Genomic DNA, 18,289 nt, shown 5'->3' with positions numbered 1-18,289 from the left:
GCGTCACTTCAACGGCGCTGGTGTGGAGGATTTATCCGACTCGGGTGAGGGTTTTCTGCGAAGAATAAAGCCGGTCGGATAAATCCTCCACACCAACTAGCGACCGGCTAATTAAATCAACAGCCCGGTCGGGTTACCATAAAAGCGCAACTTCAAAACTGACGCGTCGGGTTGCAATAAAGGCGCAACTTCAAATCTGACGCATCGGGTTACTCAATCAACAAGCCGTAACGCGTCGGGTTAGGACAAAATCCAATCTCTCACGCAGGACGCCCCACATCAAAACTTGCGGCGCGGGCTAGTTGATCAGCACGCTGTAAAGAACGCGTTTGCTGCTCGCGGTGCGTGGGGCTGGCCGGCTAGTGGCTAGAGATGCACCGGCAGAAACAGCTTTGTTTCGTCATTGCTTTTGGCCAGTGGTGGATCAATCCACTGCGGTTGGTTTCCCGCGGCGAGAGAGTTCGAGACATGCAATTTGAATTGCGAAGTGATCTGCCCGAGCAGTTCCCGCTGGCTGGGCGCAGTGGCTTCGATTCCAGCCAAATTGGCGACTCGGCCACGAAACCCACCAGATTCACGGGCCAGATAGACGATGCATCCGAATGCCGGCGGTGGCGGTGTCGGTTGGTCGCCCTGGACGGGCAAGGTTGGCTTTCGTTGCTGATCAGACGCTGATTGTTCTTGATTGCTCAATTGCAGTTCCCTGTGGTTGGCGATCCCCCAGCATAGCAGCGCGGCGAAAGCGGTCTGTATTCTGACCGGTCAGCCACAAAAAATCAGCTCGCCGGTAAAAACCTTCCCAGAAATCCCGGCGGGAAAACTGAAACCCTCTGCGTTTGCCTTTACAATAGCGCAACGTGATTTTATTACCCGCCAACTTCCCTTCCCTTAAACTCGGGCGGGATCCATGCCGAAGCAGGACATGGTTCACACTCCGAGTCGAAACTGCCGAAAGGATCTATCCGATGGAAAACCATCCTAGCCGTCGAAACTTCTTGAAATCCACCTCAGCCGCTGCGGCCGTCGGGGCAACCCTTACCAGTACCATTGCTCGCACCGCGCACGCACAAGGCAGCGACGAGATCAAATTTGCATTGATCGGTTGTGGCGGGCGTGGCCAGGGTGCATCACAAAACATCTTCAACACCAAAGGCAACACCAAACTGGTTGCTGTTGCGGACGCGTTCGATGGCAAGGCGTCGGCGGCCGTCAACAACCTGTCGCGGAAGAATCCCGGCAAAGTCGATGTGCCGGCCGAGCACATGTTTGCCGGATTGGACGCCTACAAAAAGTTGTTGGAAGTCGAAAGTGACTTGGTCATCATCGCGACGCCACCGGGATTCAAACCACAACAGTTTGAAGCAGCGGTCAATGCAGGCAAGCACATCTTTATGGAAAAACCGGTGGCCTCCGATGCCACGGGCGTTCGCCGTGTGTTGGCCAGCGTCGAAGAATCCAAAAAGAAGAACTTGATGCTCGGCATCGGGCTGCAACGACGACACGAAGCCCAGTATTTGGAAACGGTCGGCCGCATCCACGATGGCGCTATCGGAGATCTAATTGCCACCCGTGTCTACTGGGACGGCGGCGGCATCTGGTACCGAAACCGAACTCCCGAGCAAACCGAAATGGGATTCCAGTGCAATAACTGGTACCACTTCAACTGGTTGTCGGGTGACCAGATCTGTGAGCAACACATTCACAACCTGGACGTCGGTTGCTGGCTCAAAGGCGAGTACCCCGTTGAATGCAACGGCATGGGTGGGCGTGGACAACGAATGGATGGCGACGCCACCAAGAGTCAAATCTTTGACCACACGTTTTGTGAATACACCTTCGCCGACGGGTCGAAGATGTTCAGCCAAGGTCGTCACCTGAAAGGCGGCTGGTCGGAAGTCGCCGAATTCGCGCACGGCACCAAAGGCACCGCGGACGTTTCCGGCTCCAAAATCTTTGGTGACACCGGCGAATGGTCCTTCGATAAAAAGAAACGTCAGCAAGGGCACCAGCAAGAGCAGCACGATCTGATCGAAGCGCTGATGCGAGGCGAGATCTACAACGAAGGCGAATACGGCGCGATGTCGACCTTCACCGCGATCCTGGGCCGCGAAGCGTGCTACAGCGGCAAGGTCATTAAATGGGATGATCTGCTGAAGAACGGTCGTGAACTGGCACCGGGCATCGATGACTACACCATCGACAGCCCGCCGCCGCCATCGGCCCGCCCCGGCGACGACGGCAAGTACCCTGTTCCCGTTCCCGGCGAATACGACCCGTTTGCGTAACGTTCCCGACCACTCGGTCAGGAAGTCAAATCAACGAAAGGCTCCGACGCATGTCGGAGCCTTTTGTTTTAGCGAAGCAAGCTGAACTCTGGTGTGACAAACGTCACGTCGTCGCTACGCAGGGTGATCGTTTCGGGCAGGTCACGGGCGTCAAACTGAACCAGCAGGGTGTGCTTGCCGGGGCTGAGTTTGACCGGGTCGCCGATCGATCCGGCGCTCTGGCCATCGATCCAGATTTTGGCTTGATCCAAGTGATCGATCGTGAATTTGGCTTCGGTTGGGGAGCCCACTTCGATCTGGGTACGCAGATACAAGTTGACCAGGGCAATGTTGCGCGGTTGCTCGCTCAATCGTTGCAACGTCTCCCGCGAGATCTTGCCACTGACGCGAGCTTGTAGCGGTTTCCATCCCTCGGTCCGCTGACCGGAAACGATGTCAGCGTTACCGGCCTGTTCGATGCGGTGGTTGCCGGCAAACACGTCCAAGACTCGTGCAACGTTCTGGCGACTGGCGTCGTAGTCGCCCGGTTTGCCAAGCTGTGTCAGGAAGCTGATCAAGTCCAGCTGGTCTTGTTGGGAAACCCGATCGAGCAACGATTCCGGCATCAAAGACTTGCCCTGTTTGACTTGAGCCACGTCTGCCTCGGGGATCCGAATCAGTTTGTTCGACGCGTCGCGGAGCACGATTTCTTCATCGGTGCTGCCGGATTCGATCCCGGCATAGATCTGGCCGTTTTCGGTTAGCACGGTCACGCTGTGGTAGTTTTCTTTGATCTTGGCGTTGGGGTCGAACATCGATTCGATGATGTAGTCGACCGGCGCGCTGGCTCCCAAACTGGTCATATCGGGGCCGACTTTGCCGCCGACACCACCGATCGAGTGGCAGGTAGCACATTGCAGACTGCTGCGGCGGTAAACCAATTCGCCGCGCGCCGGATCGCCTTTCAGGGGAACCAATCGGGCCAGTTCCTGGGCTCGCTCGGGAGTCCAATCCGCGGCGGTCATGGTCATCCCGCTCATCGGCATCAATGCATCGATCAACGATTGTGCCTTGCGCCCGCCTTCGCCTGCAGCACGCACGCCGGCGCGTGCGGCCAATTCGGGGATGCCATCGGCCGGCAAGGAACTGACCAGCAAACTTTCGCCGTCCTTGGACGACAGCAGTGCGCGCCACAGCGGCAACGCATCTTGTTCGCTACTCACGCGGGTGATCGTTTGGTAGAACGGTTTCACCGCCAGTTGCGGGGCGATCCCAGCCAGCGCCGAGACCGCAGCGGTCTGGATCGCCAGCGGAGCATCGGCTTGTGCGATCTTTATCAAGGCATCCGTGGCCGCTTGTCCGCCGCAGGCCCGAAGGGCCGCGATTGCTTTGGTGCGGGTGGTCGTGGACGCTTGTTCTTGGCTGGCAAGACGCGTTAGTTCTGGCACCAATGAACGCAGTTTCCAGGCGCCCGCCAAATCGATCGCGGCGGATTGGGTCGCCGGTGCTGAATCGGCCAGCAATGCTTCGATCTCTGCGGCCGGTTTGCCGTCAAACTTCGGCGTCAGGCGGCGCAGGCGGTTTGCCTGAAGCAATGCTTTCAGCGCCTCGATCGTAGCGGCTTGGTCGAACCCACCCTCGATCGCTTGACGGTACAGTTGACCCAGTTGCTGGGGGCCGCCCGCTTTGGCGATCAATCCGATCCATGGACCACTGCCATCGGCAGCGATGGGGTTGTTGGCCAAGTAGTTCTGCAGGAACTCGGTGGCTTTGGCGGGGGCGACAGACGTCAACACGAACTCCAACTGTGGCAGGTTGGCGGGGTCTTTCCATTCGGGTTGATCCAGGTCTGCGATCAAGCGATCGGCAGCCTCGTCGACGTTCAGGAACAGGGCGTGGTGCAGGAAACGATCCATCGGGTGGTCCAGCACACGCAGCGACCGTTTCGTTGCTTGCAGGTCACCCAGTCGCGCCAGTCCGCGTGTGGCTTCCAATCGTGTGCGGGGAAAGGGATCGGCGATTCGCTCTGTCAACAAACTGAGTGCCTGGTCGCGGTCGATGCATTTGCGAGGATCGGTGGGGTCCGCCCAATCGGCCAGAATGCGTGTCGCCGCGGCGCGCGCATCGCCCTGGGGATCGTTGAGCAACGTTTCCAGCCAATCTTGGTTGGGTTTACCGACGGCGGCAGAGAGGCGGACGGCGTTCAAGCGGTCGACGGGCTGGTCCGACAGTGTCCAAAGCGACGCAAGTGCAGCTGCCGTCTCTGTTTTACGTTGGATCAACACCCGTCGCGATTGGTCCGACAGATAGCGATCTTTGGAAACCAAGTGGTTCATCAGTGTGTCGATGGACTGTGTGGTCAAATCAACGGTCGGTCGTCGCGGCAGTCCCTTGGGAGCGACGCGCCAGATCCGCCCGTGCCAGCGATCGCGCCGTGGGTCACGAAAGTCCACTTCGCCGTGATTGATAATCGGGTTTGACCAATCGGCGATGTAGAGCGCGCCGTCGGGCCCCTGTTTGACATCGATCGGACGAAAGCTGCTGGCGCCGGTACGAATCAAGTCGGGCTGTTGCGTCGTCACGTAACCGGCATCGGTTTGCGAAAGTGTGAATCGTGTCACCCGGTTGGCGCGAAAGTCGCACGTGATCAGCGAACCCTGCCAGTCATCGGGAAAGCTATCGCCGTACACGATTTCGGCGCCACAAAATTTGGGATAGCTACCGGGACTGATCAGGTCCAATTGCTCGCGAGTCTTGGGGGTGGGATTAAAACGTGCGCCGGGAAAGACATAGGCGATTCCAGCAAACCCGGCTCCATCGGACATGAACGAATTGCCATACGCATCAAACTGGTGTCCCCAAGGGTTCCATAGCCCTTGGAAAAAGGTATCCATCCGTTTGTTCTCGGTGTCGAATCGAAACCCGCCGCCGGCTTTCAGACGCACCACCCCGTAGGGCGTTTCGGTATCGGTTCGCGTGTAAACCGATTGGTTCATGTACAGGCGACCGTCGGGGCCGAACAGCAACGTGTGCAAATTGTGGTGTGTGTCCTCGGTCCCGAATCCACTGAGCACGCGCTCGCGATGATCGGCTGTGCCGTCACCATCGGTGTCTTTTAGGAACAGCAGATCGGTGCTTTGCGCGACATAGACGCCGCCGTCGCCTGGGGCCAGACCGGTGGGGATCAGCAGTCCGTCGGCGAACAGCGTGGATTTGTCAGCGGTACCGTCTTGGTTGGAGTCTTCCAAAATCAAGACCTTGTCGGGCATCGCCTGGCCGACTTCGATCATCGGGTAGGCCTCGCTGCTGGCCAGCCACAGTCGCCCCTGGGGGTCAAAATTCATGTGAATCGGCTTGTTCAGCATCGGGTTTTCAGCCCACAGCGTGACCTCTAGATCATCGGCGACAACAAACTCGGGAGTCGGCTGGGGAGTGAATTCGGCGAACTTGGATTCGGTACGCACTGCCGGTGTTGGTGGTGGCGTCGCGGCATCGTCAGTCGCCGAAAGCTGACGCAGTGTTTGAATGCGAGCTTCTTGTTTGGCGATCAGTTTGTCGTACTGTGGGATTTCAACGGCATTCTGTCCTTGTTCGTGTTTGCGAAACCCAAACACATAAGCCATGTTGGCTGGACGTGAGCGGTGAAACCACAATCGGTTTTTCTCCAGGATCACATCGCGCAGCGGTTCCAGATTGGCGCCCGCGTGTGGCGCATCGGTTGCCAACCCAAGCGATTGCCTGATCGCTTGAGCGGCGCTGCGATAGCCATCGCTATTCAAGTGGATCGGATCTTTGCGCTGGTCGGCAGCGGTCGCGGTTTGAGTCAGATCAACGTAGTGGCCACCGTTTGCCTGGGCGATGGATTGAATTGCATCGGCAAAGCGGGCGATGGTTTGATTGGAAACAACCGCGTTGCCGGTCGTTGAAATTGGTGACAGGAACAAGAACCGACAATTCGGGTGGGTCTGTTTGATCGAGCGGACCAGTCGTTGATAGTCGGCCACAAATTGCGTCAGTGATTCTTCACGTGCTTGTTGCTCGGGTTGCGCCGAGGCCTCCAGGGCACTGGCCATGCCGTAGCCCAACAGGGCGACGGTGGGTTGTGTCAGTTGGATTTGTTTTTCCAGTTGCCGCCATCCTTCATCCTTCGGTTCGTGCCCGGCCTGCAACAGGCTCAGCCCGAAGCGGGACTCGCCGGCCGGTGTATCGGCGTTCCAGCCCAAGTTGCGAAAGGTCACATCGCGATCGCCGGCGGTGGTTGTCAGCATCAGCTCGATCCAGCCGAAGTACTGTTCCTGTTCGATCAAACCATCGCCGATCATCACCACCCGATCGCCGTCGGCAAGTCGAAAGGGATCGGCGGCGTCGCAGGAACGTGTCGAGAAGTTTCCTAACAGAGCGGAGGCGACGACGAAGAAGACGAGGCAGGGAGACGCAAACAGGCGGTAGCCGAACGGATACATCAAGTCGATCCAGGTGGGGCATGAAGGGGCAGGGAGATCAGCCGGACATTGTATCTGCCAACCGTGGGCTGGGTGGAGGTCCGTTGAATGTTCTCTGGGGGAGCAGCCAATCGGGCATGAAAAAACCCAGCGGCTCGGGGGAGAGCCGCTGGGTCAGGAGGTGCATTCGTTTTGCGTGGGAGAACCTACGCGGCGGGCACGGCAGCGGTGCGAACCGTTGCGATGATCGCGCTGGCAACCATGTACGGGTCGGCGTTGGATGCCGGGCGGCGATCTTCCAACCAGCCTTTCCATCCGTTTTCAACCGTCGCGATTGGAATTCGGATCGACGCGCCACGGTCCGAGACACCGTAGCTGAATTTGTCGATCGACTGAGTTTCGTGCAGACCGGTCAGACGTTGGTCGTTGTCGGCACCGTACACGTCGATGTGTTCTTTGATCCGTGGCTCGAAAGCTTGGCAGATCGCTTCGTAAACCTCTTGGCTGCCGCAAGTGCGGAGCAAGGTGTTCGAGAAGTTGGCGTGCATGCCGCTACCATTCCAGTCACCCTGGACGGGTTTGCAGTGGTAGTTGATGCCGATGCCGTGCGCTTCTGCAACGCGGTCCAACAGGTAGCGTGCCAACCAAACTTCGTCGCCGGCTTCTTGAGCGCCTTTGGCAAAGACTTGGAATTCCCACTGGCCCATCATCACTTCGGCGTTGATGCCTTCGACGTTCAGGCCGGCTTCCAAGCACAGTTCGAGGTGCTCTTCGATGATTTCGCGGCCGACTGCTTTGCCGTTGCCGACGCTGCAGTAGTACGGGCCTTGCGGACCGGGGTAGCCTTCTGCTGGGAAACCAAGGGGGCGGTTTGTACCGGGATCCCACAGGGTGTATTCCTGTTCGAAACCGAACCAGAAATCGTTGTCGTCATCATCGATCGTAGCGCGGCCGTTGGTGCGGTGCGGGGTACCATCGGCGTTCAAGACTTCGCACATCACCAAGTAACCGTTGCCCATGCGGCCCGGGTCGGCGATGACTTTGACAGGTTTCAGCAGGCAATCGGAGGCCCCACCGGGAGCTTGTTCGGTAGACGAACCGTCGAACGACCACATGGGTGCGTCTTCCACGTTGCCGCTGAAATCTTTCACCACTTTGGTCTTGCTGCGAAGACTTTGGGTCGGCTGATAACCATCCAACCAGATGTATTCCAACTTGCACTTGGTCATAAATGAGATTCCCCCTAGGTGAATCAAACGAGTGGACCTAAGAAAACACGTATCGTTTCAAGTGCGACGTGTCTTCGTGTAACAACAATGTCTACCTAACGCTTCCGATGGCCCCCCGCTCATTCGATCAGAGTGCCGCAAGAACCGAGCTCCTGGTGTTCTCGGGCAACCCCTTTCGCTTGAGGGCAACGATAACCCAAATTTTCTACCACGAAAGCACGTTTTCGTCACCCCGTAACGGAAATTCGATCCCGCAAACGCGCTAAATTATACCTTTGCGGTCGGTTATTGGTCGTCCCGATCGGAGTCTTGCTCCACCACCTTGCTGTCGCGAAAACCGATTCGGCACGCTTTGGCCTGTAGGGACGCGTTGGCGGGCGGATCGATCGATTTTGTGACCAAGCTCCAAGGGCCCCACTGCTGGCCGTCGGGGCGGATTCGAACCACCACCGACGAGCCTTCGGTCGGACTGCGGAAGGCGAGTTTTCCGCCAATCAGCGACGATACAGGTGGCTCGGTGCGCGGTGTCTTGCCGCCAGGTTTCATTTCTTCCATCAAAACCGCTTCGGGAATCATCCCGGTGTCTGCAATTTGGTCCTGCCATGCCTCGGTCGCCTGCCGCATCCGCGCCAGCCGGTCGGCATACTGCGGACGGTCCGCCAGGTTGTCCAGTTCCCAGGGATCGTTTTCGGTGTCGTATAGCTCTTCGATCGGTTTGGTCGGCGCAAACCAATTGTTTTGGCCGCCGACCAACTTTCCGGCGGCGGCTAGCCGTCGCCAGTCCTTCATGGCCGGCATTTCGTCCATGTAGTCAATCCGCTGTGAATAGGGCCGCTGGGGCATGTAATTGCGAATGTACTTCCAGCGTCGATCGCGGGCGCCACGCTGCAGTTCATAGACTTCGTCCATTCGATCGCGATGAAAAAACAGATAGGCCGGTTCGTCTTGGGCGTCGGGGCCGATCAACACGCGGCCCTGCATGTGACGTGGCACGCGCACTCCCGCGACCGTCAACATCGTCGGTGCCAAGTCCACCGTCGTGGTGAGATCTTCGCGGGCCGATCCGGGTTGTAAATGATCGGGCCAGCGCATGATCATCGGGATGTGGGTGCCGCTGTCGTAGATCCAGCGTTTGCCACGTGGCATCCCCATCCCGTGGTCGCTCCAAAAAACAACCAGCGTGTTGTCGGCCAGTCCGTCCTCTTTCAATCGTTCCAGCACTTCACCGGCCATCTGGTCCATCAAAGTGATGTTGTCGTGATACCAGGCCCAGTTCTTTCGTGCGGCGGGTGTGTTGGGCAAGTAATCCGGCAGGGTGTCACCGACCAGATCTGGATCACACTTGTTTTGTTCGCCGATCTTTTGGATCACCGCGTCATGGTCGGCTTGTGAATGCCGGATCTTGCTCTCGTGGCAAACGGTGATGTTGACCACCGAAAAGAACGGTTGGTTGGGGTCACTGCGCTCGCGCCAATCCTGGTGGTCGTCGCCCTGGCGATCCCAAATGCTCTCGGTGGGTTCGAATTGGTAATCGGTCTTGCTGCGGTTGGTGCAGAAATACCCGGCGGCGCGCAGCATTTCCGGAAACGCTTTGACCGCTGCCGGTGGCACGATCCGGCTGCGCATGTGTTGGGAACCGATCGAGGGTGCGTACATGCCCGTGATCACACTGCTGCGGACCACGGCGCACACGCCGGCCGGTGTGAAGGCGGCGTCGAACCGCACCCCGTCGGCCGCCAATTGGTCCAGATTCGGCGTGATCGCATGCGGATCGCCGTAGCATCCCAGGTTCGGCGAGATGTCTTCGCAACTGATCCACAAAATATTGGGCCGGTCATCCGCGTGGCAAAATTCGGGCGACACAATGCCCGCCGCCAACAGCACCACGATGGTGGCGATGTGTCGACGTAGTGAGTGTCCAATCGTCATGGGAAACGCCTTTGATCAATACAGCAATGAATGGTTAGGAAACAGTGAATCGGCGGCCAGTGATGCCAGCCTTATTCGCCGCGGGTGTTATTCGCCACGGATTTTGCGCAGTGCGTTCAGCGAGGCACCGCCAACGTGATAGTCGCCACCGGCCACGCCCGGTTTGTTTTCCGCATATGCTTTTTCCAGTGCCGCTGTCGCCGCCGATGCGGGCGGTCCGATCTGGGCGATCAGGTCGGCAGCCGAGCACGCGGTTCCGCGCTGGGGATAGGAAACCGCATCGATCAAGATCGGTAGGTACTGCTTCGTTTGCCCGTCGGCGCATAACGCGTAGGCCGCCGCCATGCGTACCGAAAGCGGTTGCTTGTCATCGTCGGCCGTGGCCATCGCTTGCAATGTTTCGGCAGCGTCTTTGAGCGATTTGCCGCCGATACGGCCCAATGAGGTTGCGGCCAGGTATCGGACTGCGGCATCCGAATGGCCCAGCGCCGCGGCCAGTGGTGCGGCGGCGTCTGCGTTGAATGCGCCCAGTGTCCGGATCGCCCGCAGACGTTCACTGCGTTGGTCGCTGTCAAGCGCCTGCTGGCAATCGTTGATGGTCATCCCGGCAACGGTTTTCGTCGTCGCAGCGTTTGCGGCGGAGTCGGTCGGTGGGTCCGCCGCGGCGCTGGCGGTGCTCAGCGCAACGTATAGTGCCACCCAGACCAGCGTTGCAGCAGATCGCGTTGTGATGGCTGGCCCTGTGAAAAATTCAGATGCTTTCATCGTTCGTGGGTATCGGGGTAGTGATTGTCGCGAAACGCGATCAGGTTTCTAATGGGAGCTTCCAATGTAGTTCACCGCGCCCGGTCGCGTCGGCAATCGCGCCGCGGTGCGGTGGCGAAAAATTGGAAATCAAGACCGCAGGAGCAATGCCCCCGATTGCCCTGTTCAACGGCACCCCATAGCGAAGGATCAGCACATGTCACGAGCTCCCAACAATCCATTCGACACGGCGCCCCAGCAGCCACCGCCGCAGAAAAGCAGCAATACATGGCTGTGGGTGCTAGGAACCGTGGCAGGCGTGTTCCTATTGAGTGGGGTCATTTGCTGTGGGGCGATCTGGTACGGCGCGCAGCGAGTCACGGGAGTGATGGCTGATGCGGCAGCGGAAGAATTCAAAGACGATCCGGTCGTCGTCGAGCATATCGGTGGCAATATCACTTCGGAAATGAACATCCGCGAAGGTCTGGAGGCGTCGGCGCCCGACGAAGGCGTGACCACGATGGTGTTCCAATTGCGTGGCGACAAAGGCAGCGGGAAAATTTTCTATCGAACCAATGCGAACGATGGGACGGCGACCGCCAAGCTGGTGATGGAAAATGGCGACGAACATGAATTGCAAATTCCCGATGAATTCGATGGCGTCGAAGATGAATTGGATGGGATTGAGCAGATGGAAGCGGAACTGGATGCCCAAGACGAAAGGATTGATCCCATCCCACAACTAGAGCTCAATCCACAGATCGAGCTCGACCCGCCGGCTGATTCGAGTCCTCAAGCCGAGCAGGAATCCGAAACGACGGCAGCGGAATCGACGCAACTGTAGTGCAGTAGCGCCGATGGCTTTGAAAAGCGATCAGGCTGGCGATTGATTCCGCCCCGCCCCAGGCCGGTTTGAGCCTACAATGAATCGAATCGTTGTTTTGTCTCTTCCGCCTGCTTAGTCGTGCCATGATTCCCTGTGTGTGCTCCAAAATCCGGTTTTTGATCGTCTGTGCCTTGATCGGCTGCGGTGGTTTTGGACCCCATCGGTTGGGACCCGAAATCGCCGCACAGGAGGTCGCCGCACAGGAAATCGCCGCAGAGAACGTCGTGCAGGAACCCGCGCCGATGGCCGAAGCGGCGGCGGCCAAGCAGCGATCGGCGGTCATGATTCCGCTGCACACCGACATCAACCCGCTTAGCGGCGCGCTGCTGAAACGCAAGTTCGCCGAAGCGGTTGATTCGGATGTTGATGTGATCATTTTGGACATCCACAGCCCCGGCGGATTGGTCTATGTCACGTTCGAACTGATGGACATGATCAGCGATGCCAAAGACGTTGAAACGGTCGCCTTCATCCAAAAGGATGCGATCAGTGGCGCCGCACTGATCTCGTTGGCCTGTGACAAAATCATCATGCTGCCGGGCGCCCGGATGGGCGACGCGGGCGAAATTGTGATGGGGGCCGACGGCGCCTTTCGTTACACCGAAGCCAAAAGTCGCAGTGTGCTGGCGCAAAAAGTGCGCGACACCGCGCGGGCCACCGGGCGTCCGATCGCGCTGGCCGAAAAGATGACCGACAAAGACATGCTGGTGTTTCGCGCGGTCAACAAAGCCGATGGTTCCGTCCGCTACATCAGCGACAAAGAATGGGAGTCGATGGACGATGCCGATCAATGGGAACAAGGCAAAATCATTCGCGAAGCCGGCAAGGAGATGTTCTTTACCGTCAATGGTGCCCGCGCGGTTGAGTTAGGGATGGCGGACCAGACGGTCAGCAATGAAGCCGAATTGGCCGAGGCGCTGAATGTTCAAACGCCGATCCCGGTGATGCAGCGCACCGGAACCGACATGGCGATCATGATTTTGAATTCGGGTTTTGTGACGTTTCTGTTGTTGGCGATCGGCATGGTCGCATTGGTGATCGAGTTGGGCGCCCCCGGGATGGGTGTCGGCGGTTTAACATCGATGTTGTGTTTCGGATTGTTTTTCTGGAGCCGTTTCCTGGGCGGCACGGCGGGATGGTTGGAGGTCACGCTGTTCGTGTTGGGCATTCTGTTTATCGCCATGGAGATCTTTGTGATCCCTGGATTCGGCGTCGCCGGGATCGGCGGTTTGGCATTGATGCTCGGATCGCTGGTGATGGCGTCACGACGATTTTTAGTTCCCAGCAATGCAGCCGAACTCAGCGGACTCGGTTGGGATGTGTTGACCGTGTTAGGGGCATTTGCCGGATTCATGGTCGCCATGGTGATCTTGGCGAACTACATCGGTGACATCCCCGGGTTGGGACGACTGACATTGAAGCCGCAATTGGCTGGGTCCGGGATCGATGGCGGTCCCGGCGCCGCGGCATCGCCCGATGCATCGGCGTTGGTACCGGGATGGCAGCGTGTCCAGATCGGTGATGTGGGCGTGGCTGCCGGACCACTGCGGCCGGGCGGGAAAATGAATGTCGATGATTACACCGTCGATGTCGTCAGCGAAGGCGACTTCGTCGACAGCGGTCAAAGCATCAAAGTGATCGCCAAACAAGGCACCCGCATCGTCGTCCGCCTACAGTAGGCCAGGTGCAACCTGGCGCATACAAAGTTAAACGCCAGGTTTCACCTGGCCTACTGGGTGGATCCGGTTTCGATCAGTTCGTAGAGTTTTTGGAAGGCGTTGACGTCGGCTTCTTTGCCCATCACCAGAATGGTTTCGCCGATTTGAAAGATGCGTTCGCCTGGCGGGTTGAAATCCAGCGTGTCGTCTTTGCCTTTGACTGCGACGACCAGCAAATGATGTTTGTCGCGGATGCGCAGCTGGGCGATGGATTGGTTTTCAATCAAACTGCCGTCGGGAATCCGCAGTTCGTCCAACATCAAATCTTTGAACTCCGGCTGGGCCAGTGAGGAGTAGAACTGGGCCGCGGTGGGGCGTGTCACCAGACGCGACATGTACTCGGCGACCATTTGATGTCCCATCACGACTTCGTTGGCACCGGCCTGCCGCAGTTTTCGCGAACTGCTTTCCAGATCGGCTAGGGCGACGATCCGGATGGCGGGGCACAGATTGCGCGCCGACAGGGTGATGAACACGTTTTCCGCGTCGGTGGGCAGCGCCACGATGATCGCGCTGGCGGTCATCACACCGGCTTTTAGCAACGCGTCTTCGTCGGTGGCGTCCGCGTTGACCGCCAGGTACCCCAGGTCAACGGCCTGCTGATAATGAGCCGGGTCGAGTTCGATGATGACAAACTTGTAGCGGCGTTCGGCAAGTTCCCGTGCCAGCACCGGTCCGCTTTTTCCAAATCCACAAATGATGGTGTGGTTGTCCAGCCGCGAGAGTTCTTTTTCCATTCTTCTTCGTCCAAAAGCACGATCCAATTCGCCTTGCAACGTTAGTTGGATCAAACCGGTAAAGGTGTAGGCGGCCGCGGTGCTGCCCAGCAAAATCACGCCGATCGACAATAATTGGCCAGGCCAATCTTGGTCGCTGTGTTCGCCGTAGCCGACCGTGGAAATTGTCACCACAACCATCCAGAAGGCTTCGATCCAGTCATAGCCGGCGACCACGTGGTAGCTGATCACCGCAATCACGACAATCGCTACCAACGCTGTGGCGCCGCGACGGATCTTGTCAAAGGGCGAATCCATGCTCACAAAACTGCCAATGGGTTCCGTTTCGATTCCAACGTTCCACGTGTTACCCCCACTCGATTGGTCGCATCAAGCGTCTTCCAAACCTGTTCGGCCGTGCGACGTCCATGCAGCAGTTCGCGGTAAAGCGACACCGTGTGTGTCAGGGCGCTGGCCGATTCGTCCAGCATTTCTAATCGAAACCAACGGACGCCAGCGGACAATAGGCTAGCGGCCGTTTCGGCACCGCTTTGTGGCATTGCGTTGTACAGCGTGTTGCGGCAGGCCACGTCGGCTTGCAGCGTGTGCTCGGCGCCGACCCGATCACGCAATTGCACCACGTGGTCATCACAGGGGCGACCACAATTGGTTTTGTTGGTCCCCGGCGACAACACCGCACAAAACACACAGTGCTCCATGTGGAACATCGGGATGTGCTGGTGCAACACGACTTCCATCCACTGCGGCGGTAGCGATGCGACCAGATCACCCAGCTGATCACAATTCAGATCATAGGACGCGGTGACGCGGTCCACGCCCAGCGAGCGAACCCACTCGACCGATCGATGGTTGGCAACATTCAACGAAAAATCAGCGATGGTTCGAATCGGCGTTTCGCGAAAGAATTCAATCGCCGCCAAGTTGCGGGCCAGTACAAAATCGGGCTCGTGCCGAGTCAGCACACGCAACAATCCCATCTCGCCCGGTTTTTGCATACGGATCGTTGCGATACCAAATGGGATCCCGCTCGGTCGCACGATCGCCGCCAGTTTGGAATACTCGCGAACGTCGTGGAAATCGGCGTAGATCAGGTCCACACCGGACTGCGTTGCCGCTTCGACCTGCTCCAGTGTGCGGCACAGGATCGACAGTTTGGGCGTTTCATCGGTTTCCGCCGACAAACGGATCGGTGCCAACAGCGCTCGACCGGCTTGGGAATGGATTGTTCGTTGCGGTGGTTGTTTGACTTGCTGTGACAATTGCTCCATCACCCGCCGTCGCAGATCGTTTAGCACACTTGCCGGCACCATCGGATCGCCATGGATCGTTGCCCGCAGCGATCCCATCTCGAATGTCGTGGCACCGAGTCGCGAAAGTTTTTCGGCCAACATCGATTCGGTTGCCGGGTGCTTGTTGGCCCGTTCGAGAGACATTTCTGATTCGACCGTTTGACTCGGGCGCTGCGCGTGAGAATTTGCCAAGTCCGATGATCCGCCCAGTTGCGCGGTCACGACCAGGGGTTGGCCACTGATGGCGGTGACGGTGAAATCAACACTCCGCCGGGTGACGGCGTCGGCAACATCAAATGAATTTCGCAGTCGGCGATTCAATTTGGGGTCATCGTTTTTGTAGACCGTTGCGTCCAGTTCGATCACGGACCAATCGATTTCTCCGCGTCCGAATCCGATCCAAGCGGTTTGGTCGCGCTGCATCGCTTTGCATTTTTTTCCGGTCGCATCATGCAGGGAATACACGCGGCCGCCCTGCATGGCTTGTTCGCTGCCGGATGTTTCGGTGGATTCGATTCCCAGTCCATCGCCCAACGCCACATCCGCGGCGAGTGTGATTTCGACTTGATCACCATCGATCGCCAAGACCTGTCCCAGTCGGATGCCACGTTTGCCGCTATGACGCCCGGGCACCAAACGTTTGTGGTCGTTGCCGTCCAACCAGCCGGGAGTAAACCCACGCGAGAACGACAGTTCCATTTCTTGCTGGGCTTGCTGATCAATCGTCACACGGCCTTCGCGGACGGCTTGGTCGATGGCGCGACGGTAGTGGCCGGTCAGGTTGGCGACGTACTCCGGCGTTTTCAAACGGCCTTCGATTTTCAGCGAAGCGACTCCCGCGCGGGTCAGCGCCACAATCGCGTCGTATCCGGCCAAGTCTTGGGGGCTTAGCAAATACCGGACATCACCCAATTCCACGTCTTGGCCGTCACAGATCAACTCGTATGGCAAGCGACAGGCCTGGGCGCATTGGCCGCGGTTGGCACTGCGACCGCCCAGCGATTCGCTGGTCAGGCACTGGCCGGAGTAGGCGACGCAGAGCGCTCCATGAATAAAGACTTCCAACGGCATGTCGGTCGCTGCAGTGATTTTTTCGATCTCAGCGACCGACAGTTCGCGCGCCAGCACGACCCGCGCGAGATCCAATTTCTGGGCCACCGCGATCGTCTCGGCACTGGTCAGACTCATTTGCGTGCTGGCGTGGATTTCGATCTGGCCACAAATCTCGCGGATCAAGCGGGCGACGCCAAAATCTTGGACCAACACGGCGTCGACTCCGCTGGCGGCGATCTGTTCGATCAACGGAACCAACCGCGGAAATTCAGAGGGGAACACCAGCGTGTTCATTGTCGTGTAGCCGCGGACACCCCGCTCCCGCAGCAATTGCATCAACGCCGGCAATTCGTCCAAGTGGAAATTCTGGGCGCGGTGTCTGGCATTGAACCCACAGTCGAGTCCAAAATAGATCGCATCGGCACCGTTTTCGATCGCTGCCCGGGCGCAATCCCAATCACCTGCCGGCGCGAGCAATTCGGGAGCACGCAACTGCCCGGAATGATGTTCCGTTACCCTGGGCTTTGCGGCGGGGGCGATCGTGGCGGGCGCTGGGCCGTGGGGCGAATTTGATTCGGCAGGTTCTGTCATAGTGCAAAGTATGGCCGACCTGGTCGCCGATGCGTAGGGCTTTTCGCTTGCAGTTTTGCGCTCTCAATCTTACTCAACGCCTTTTTTGCCAGTCCTTGCCGATGTCGTCTGCCCGCCCTGTCAGTTGGTTGTCCTGGTACCTGTGGCTGGTCGGCGTGGTGGCATTGCTGGCGTTTGCCGCCGCTTTGATGCCCGCGTCGTGGATCGTTTCGATCACGGATCGACTGCATTTGCAGCCTTTTCCACCGAATCCGGTCGCATTTTATTTGGCTCGTCACCTCTCACTGCTGTACGGTTTTGTCGGTGTGGCGCTAGTGTTTTTGTCCTTTCGCGTTGACCGTTACCGCGAATTGGTGGGGCACCTGGCGATCGGCGTCATCGTCTTTGGTGTCCTGCAGGGTGTGATCGATCTGCAATCCGGCATGCCGATGTCATGGACCGCTGGCGAATCGGCGAGCACGGTTTTTGGGGGCTTTTTGCTGTTCTGGCTCGACCGCGTCTGCCAATCGCCAACCGATTCTAGATAGTGCTTCGCCCCTATTTAGATTTCCGGTCAGCAATTCGTGGCGTAAGCTTCCAGCCTGCGATTGGCCCGGTATGGTGATGGCAAGCTGGAAGCTGACCCCACTTTTCAAAGTGGACGCACCACCAGCAAATGTTGCCCGTGGTGAACCGGCGACCGAGCCCTGGATCCATTAGGATGTTCCGGCGGTTGCATTTAGACGCTCACAAAGAAGGGGAACTCGCCGCCGTTGGACGCATCTAAGCGGTGGCCGCCGCTGTCTGTCTAAACACAGAGGATTTTTGATGAAACGTTTGCTTGTTGCGATTTGTTTGCTCGCCATCGCCTGTTCGCCGTCCATTGCCCAGCAATCTGCTGGCGAAGCTGAAAATGCGTTTCGTGGGCCGACCAAGGATGTCAGCTATCACATCGTTTTGCTTGCCGAGTCGGACGACCAGAATCGCCGCCCCTACGATGGACCGGCTCGATCCGGGCTGGAAACGGCTGGCTTTCAGCGTCTGGTGATCGCTGGGTCCGCCACCGCGATGGTCTCGGTCGGGCAGCGTTCGACCGTCACCGGTGTCTCACGCTATGGGCAACTGTCGGTGACCACGTCGATGCTAAACACGACGCACGAAAACGAGTTGCAGGTCAAAATCAACCTACAGGCAAAGAACCAATCCCCAGTCACCATCGACACAGCGGCACGGGTTCCTCTCGGACGCTGGTTCGTTGTCGGGGCTGCCGAATCACGCATCGGAATCCCCACGCACACCGACGATGGAAAACGCTGCGTCGCAATCATGAAGATCGATAACGGCGTGATCTTGCTGGACTAGAGCACCGATTGAAGTGTTTTGAAGCCAGCGCTGCCATCTCAACCCGAAGCGTGAGTTTTGAAGTTG

At 58.2% G+C, this 18,289-nt stretch carries 12 protein-coding genes; 5 read left to right on the top strand and 7 right to left on the bottom strand.

Features of this window, described 5'->3' with window-relative positions:
- Positions 1–366: 366 nt before the first annotated feature.
- Positions 367–693 carry a hypothetical protein gene (locus tag NHH03_RS26690; RefSeq protein WP_253161408.1) on the bottom strand — a complete coding sequence of 109 codons (327 nt, stop codon included), beginning with the start codon at positions 691–693 and terminating at the stop codon, positions 367–369.
- 272 nt (positions 694–965) lie between these two features.
- Here NHH03_RS26690 and NHH03_RS26685 point away from each other — a divergent pair, with 272 nt between their 5' ends.
- Positions 966–2,285, top strand: coding sequence for a Gfo/Idh/MocA family oxidoreductase (locus NHH03_RS26685; protein ID WP_253161407.1), 1,320 nt, complete (start codon positions 966–968; stop codon positions 2,283–2,285).
- A 68-nt stretch (positions 2,286–2,353) separates the two neighbouring features.
- Here NHH03_RS26685 and NHH03_RS26680 read toward each other — a convergent pair whose 3' ends face one another.
- From NHH03_RS26680 to NHH03_RS26665, 4 genes are all read right to left on the bottom strand, one after another.
- Positions 2,354–6,727, bottom strand: a complete 4,374-nt coding sequence (locus NHH03_RS26680; protein WP_253161410.1) for a PVC-type heme-binding CxxCH protein — start codon at positions 6,725–6,727, stop codon at positions 2,354–2,356.
- A gap of 185 nt (positions 6,728–6,912) precedes the next feature.
- The gene (locus NHH03_RS26675) at positions 6,913–7,935 is read right to left on the bottom strand and encodes a glutamine synthetase beta-grasp domain-containing protein (protein WP_253161406.1); all 1,023 of its coding nucleotides are present in this window, start codon (positions 7,933–7,935) and stop codon (positions 6,913–6,915) included.
- A gap of 285 nt (positions 7,936–8,220) precedes the next feature.
- Positions 8,221–9,864: a sulfatase family protein gene (locus NHH03_RS26670; RefSeq protein WP_253161405.1), complete on the bottom strand. Its 1,644-nt coding sequence runs from the start codon at positions 9,862–9,864 to the stop codon at positions 8,221–8,223.
- 87 nt (positions 9,865–9,951) lie between these two features.
- Entirely contained in the window at positions 9,952–10,563 is a 612-nt protein-coding gene (locus NHH03_RS26665; protein WP_253161404.1) for a HEAT repeat domain-containing protein, read from the bottom strand.
- 262 nt (positions 10,564–10,825) lie between these two features.
- On the opposite strand from NHH03_RS26665, the gene NHH03_RS26660 reads away from it, so the two are divergent.
- The gene (locus NHH03_RS26660) at positions 10,826–11,452 is read left to right on the top strand and encodes a hypothetical protein (RefSeq protein ID WP_253161403.1); all 627 of its coding nucleotides are present in this window, start codon (positions 10,826–10,828) and stop codon (positions 11,450–11,452) included.
- Positions 11,453–11,670: 218 nt separating this feature from the next.
- Complete coding sequence (locus tag NHH03_RS26655) at positions 11,671–13,173, top strand: NfeD family protein (RefSeq protein ID WP_390895646.1); 1,503 nt, start codon at positions 11,671–11,673, stop codon at positions 13,171–13,173.
- Positions 13,174–13,223: 50 nt separating this feature from the next.
- Here NHH03_RS26655 and NHH03_RS26650 read toward each other — a convergent pair whose 3' ends face one another.
- Together NHH03_RS26650 and NHH03_RS26645 are read right to left on the bottom strand one after the other, a co-directional pair.
- Positions 13,224–14,246 carry a potassium channel family protein gene (locus NHH03_RS26650; protein ID WP_253161402.1) on the bottom strand — a complete coding sequence of 341 codons (1,023 nt, stop codon included), beginning with the start codon at positions 14,244–14,246 and terminating at the stop codon, positions 13,224–13,226.
- 2 nt (positions 14,247–14,248) lie between these two features.
- Positions 14,249–16,882, bottom strand: a complete 2,634-nt coding sequence (locus tag NHH03_RS26645) for a U32 family peptidase (protein WP_253161401.1) — start codon at positions 16,880–16,882, stop codon at positions 14,249–14,251.
- Positions 16,883–16,983: 101 nt separating this feature from the next.
- Between NHH03_RS26645 and NHH03_RS26640 the strand changes: the two genes are divergently transcribed.
- Together NHH03_RS26640 and NHH03_RS26635 are read left to right on the top strand one after the other, a co-directional pair.
- Entirely contained in the window at positions 16,984–17,409 is a 426-nt protein-coding gene (locus tag NHH03_RS26640) for a hypothetical protein (RefSeq protein WP_253161400.1), read from the top strand.
- A 280-nt stretch (positions 17,410–17,689) separates the two neighbouring features.
- Entirely contained in the window at positions 17,690–18,223 is a 534-nt protein-coding gene (locus tag NHH03_RS26635; RefSeq protein ID WP_253161399.1) for a hypothetical protein, read from the top strand.
- The last annotated feature ends 66 nt before the right edge of the window (positions 18,224–18,289 follow it).

This window comes from Stieleria tagensis, assembly GCF_024129865.1.
GTDB classification, from domain to species: Bacteria; Planctomycetota; Planctomycetia; order Pirellulales; family Pirellulaceae; genus Stieleria; species Stieleria tagensis.
The sequence above is the reverse complement of the archived record's forward strand: the minus strand, read 5'-3'. Positions and strand labels throughout refer to the sequence as shown.

Coding starts and splice junctions, on each gene's coding strand:
- NHH03_RS26675 (WP_253161406.1), bottom strand. CDS start 7,935: ATGACCAAGTGCAAGTTGGAATACATCTGGTTGGATGGTTATCAGCCG.
- NHH03_RS26645 (WP_253161401.1), bottom strand. CDS start 16,882: ATGACAGAACCTGCCGAATCAAATTCGCCCCACGGCCCAGCGCCCGCC.
- NHH03_RS26635 (WP_253161399.1), top strand. CDS start 17,690: ATGAAACGTTTGCTTGTTGCGATTTGTTTGCTCGCCATCGCCTGTTCG.
- NHH03_RS26680 (WP_253161410.1), bottom strand. CDS start 6,727: ATGTATCCGTTCGGCTACCGCCTGTTTGCGTCTCCCTGCCTCGTCTTC.
- NHH03_RS26670 (WP_253161405.1), bottom strand. CDS start 9,864: ATGACGATTGGACACTCACTACGTCGACACATCGCCACCATCGTGGTG.
- NHH03_RS26640 (WP_253161400.1), top strand. CDS start 16,984: ATGTCGTCTGCCCGCCCTGTCAGTTGGTTGTCCTGGTACCTGTGGCTG.
- NHH03_RS26685 (WP_253161407.1), top strand. CDS start 966: ATGGAAAACCATCCTAGCCGTCGAAACTTCTTGAAATCCACCTCAGCC.
- NHH03_RS26650 (WP_253161402.1), bottom strand. CDS start 14,246: ATGGATTCGCCCTTTGACAAGATCCGTCGCGGCGCCACAGCGTTGGTA.
- NHH03_RS26660 (WP_253161403.1), top strand. CDS start 10,826: ATGTCACGAGCTCCCAACAATCCATTCGACACGGCGCCCCAGCAGCCA.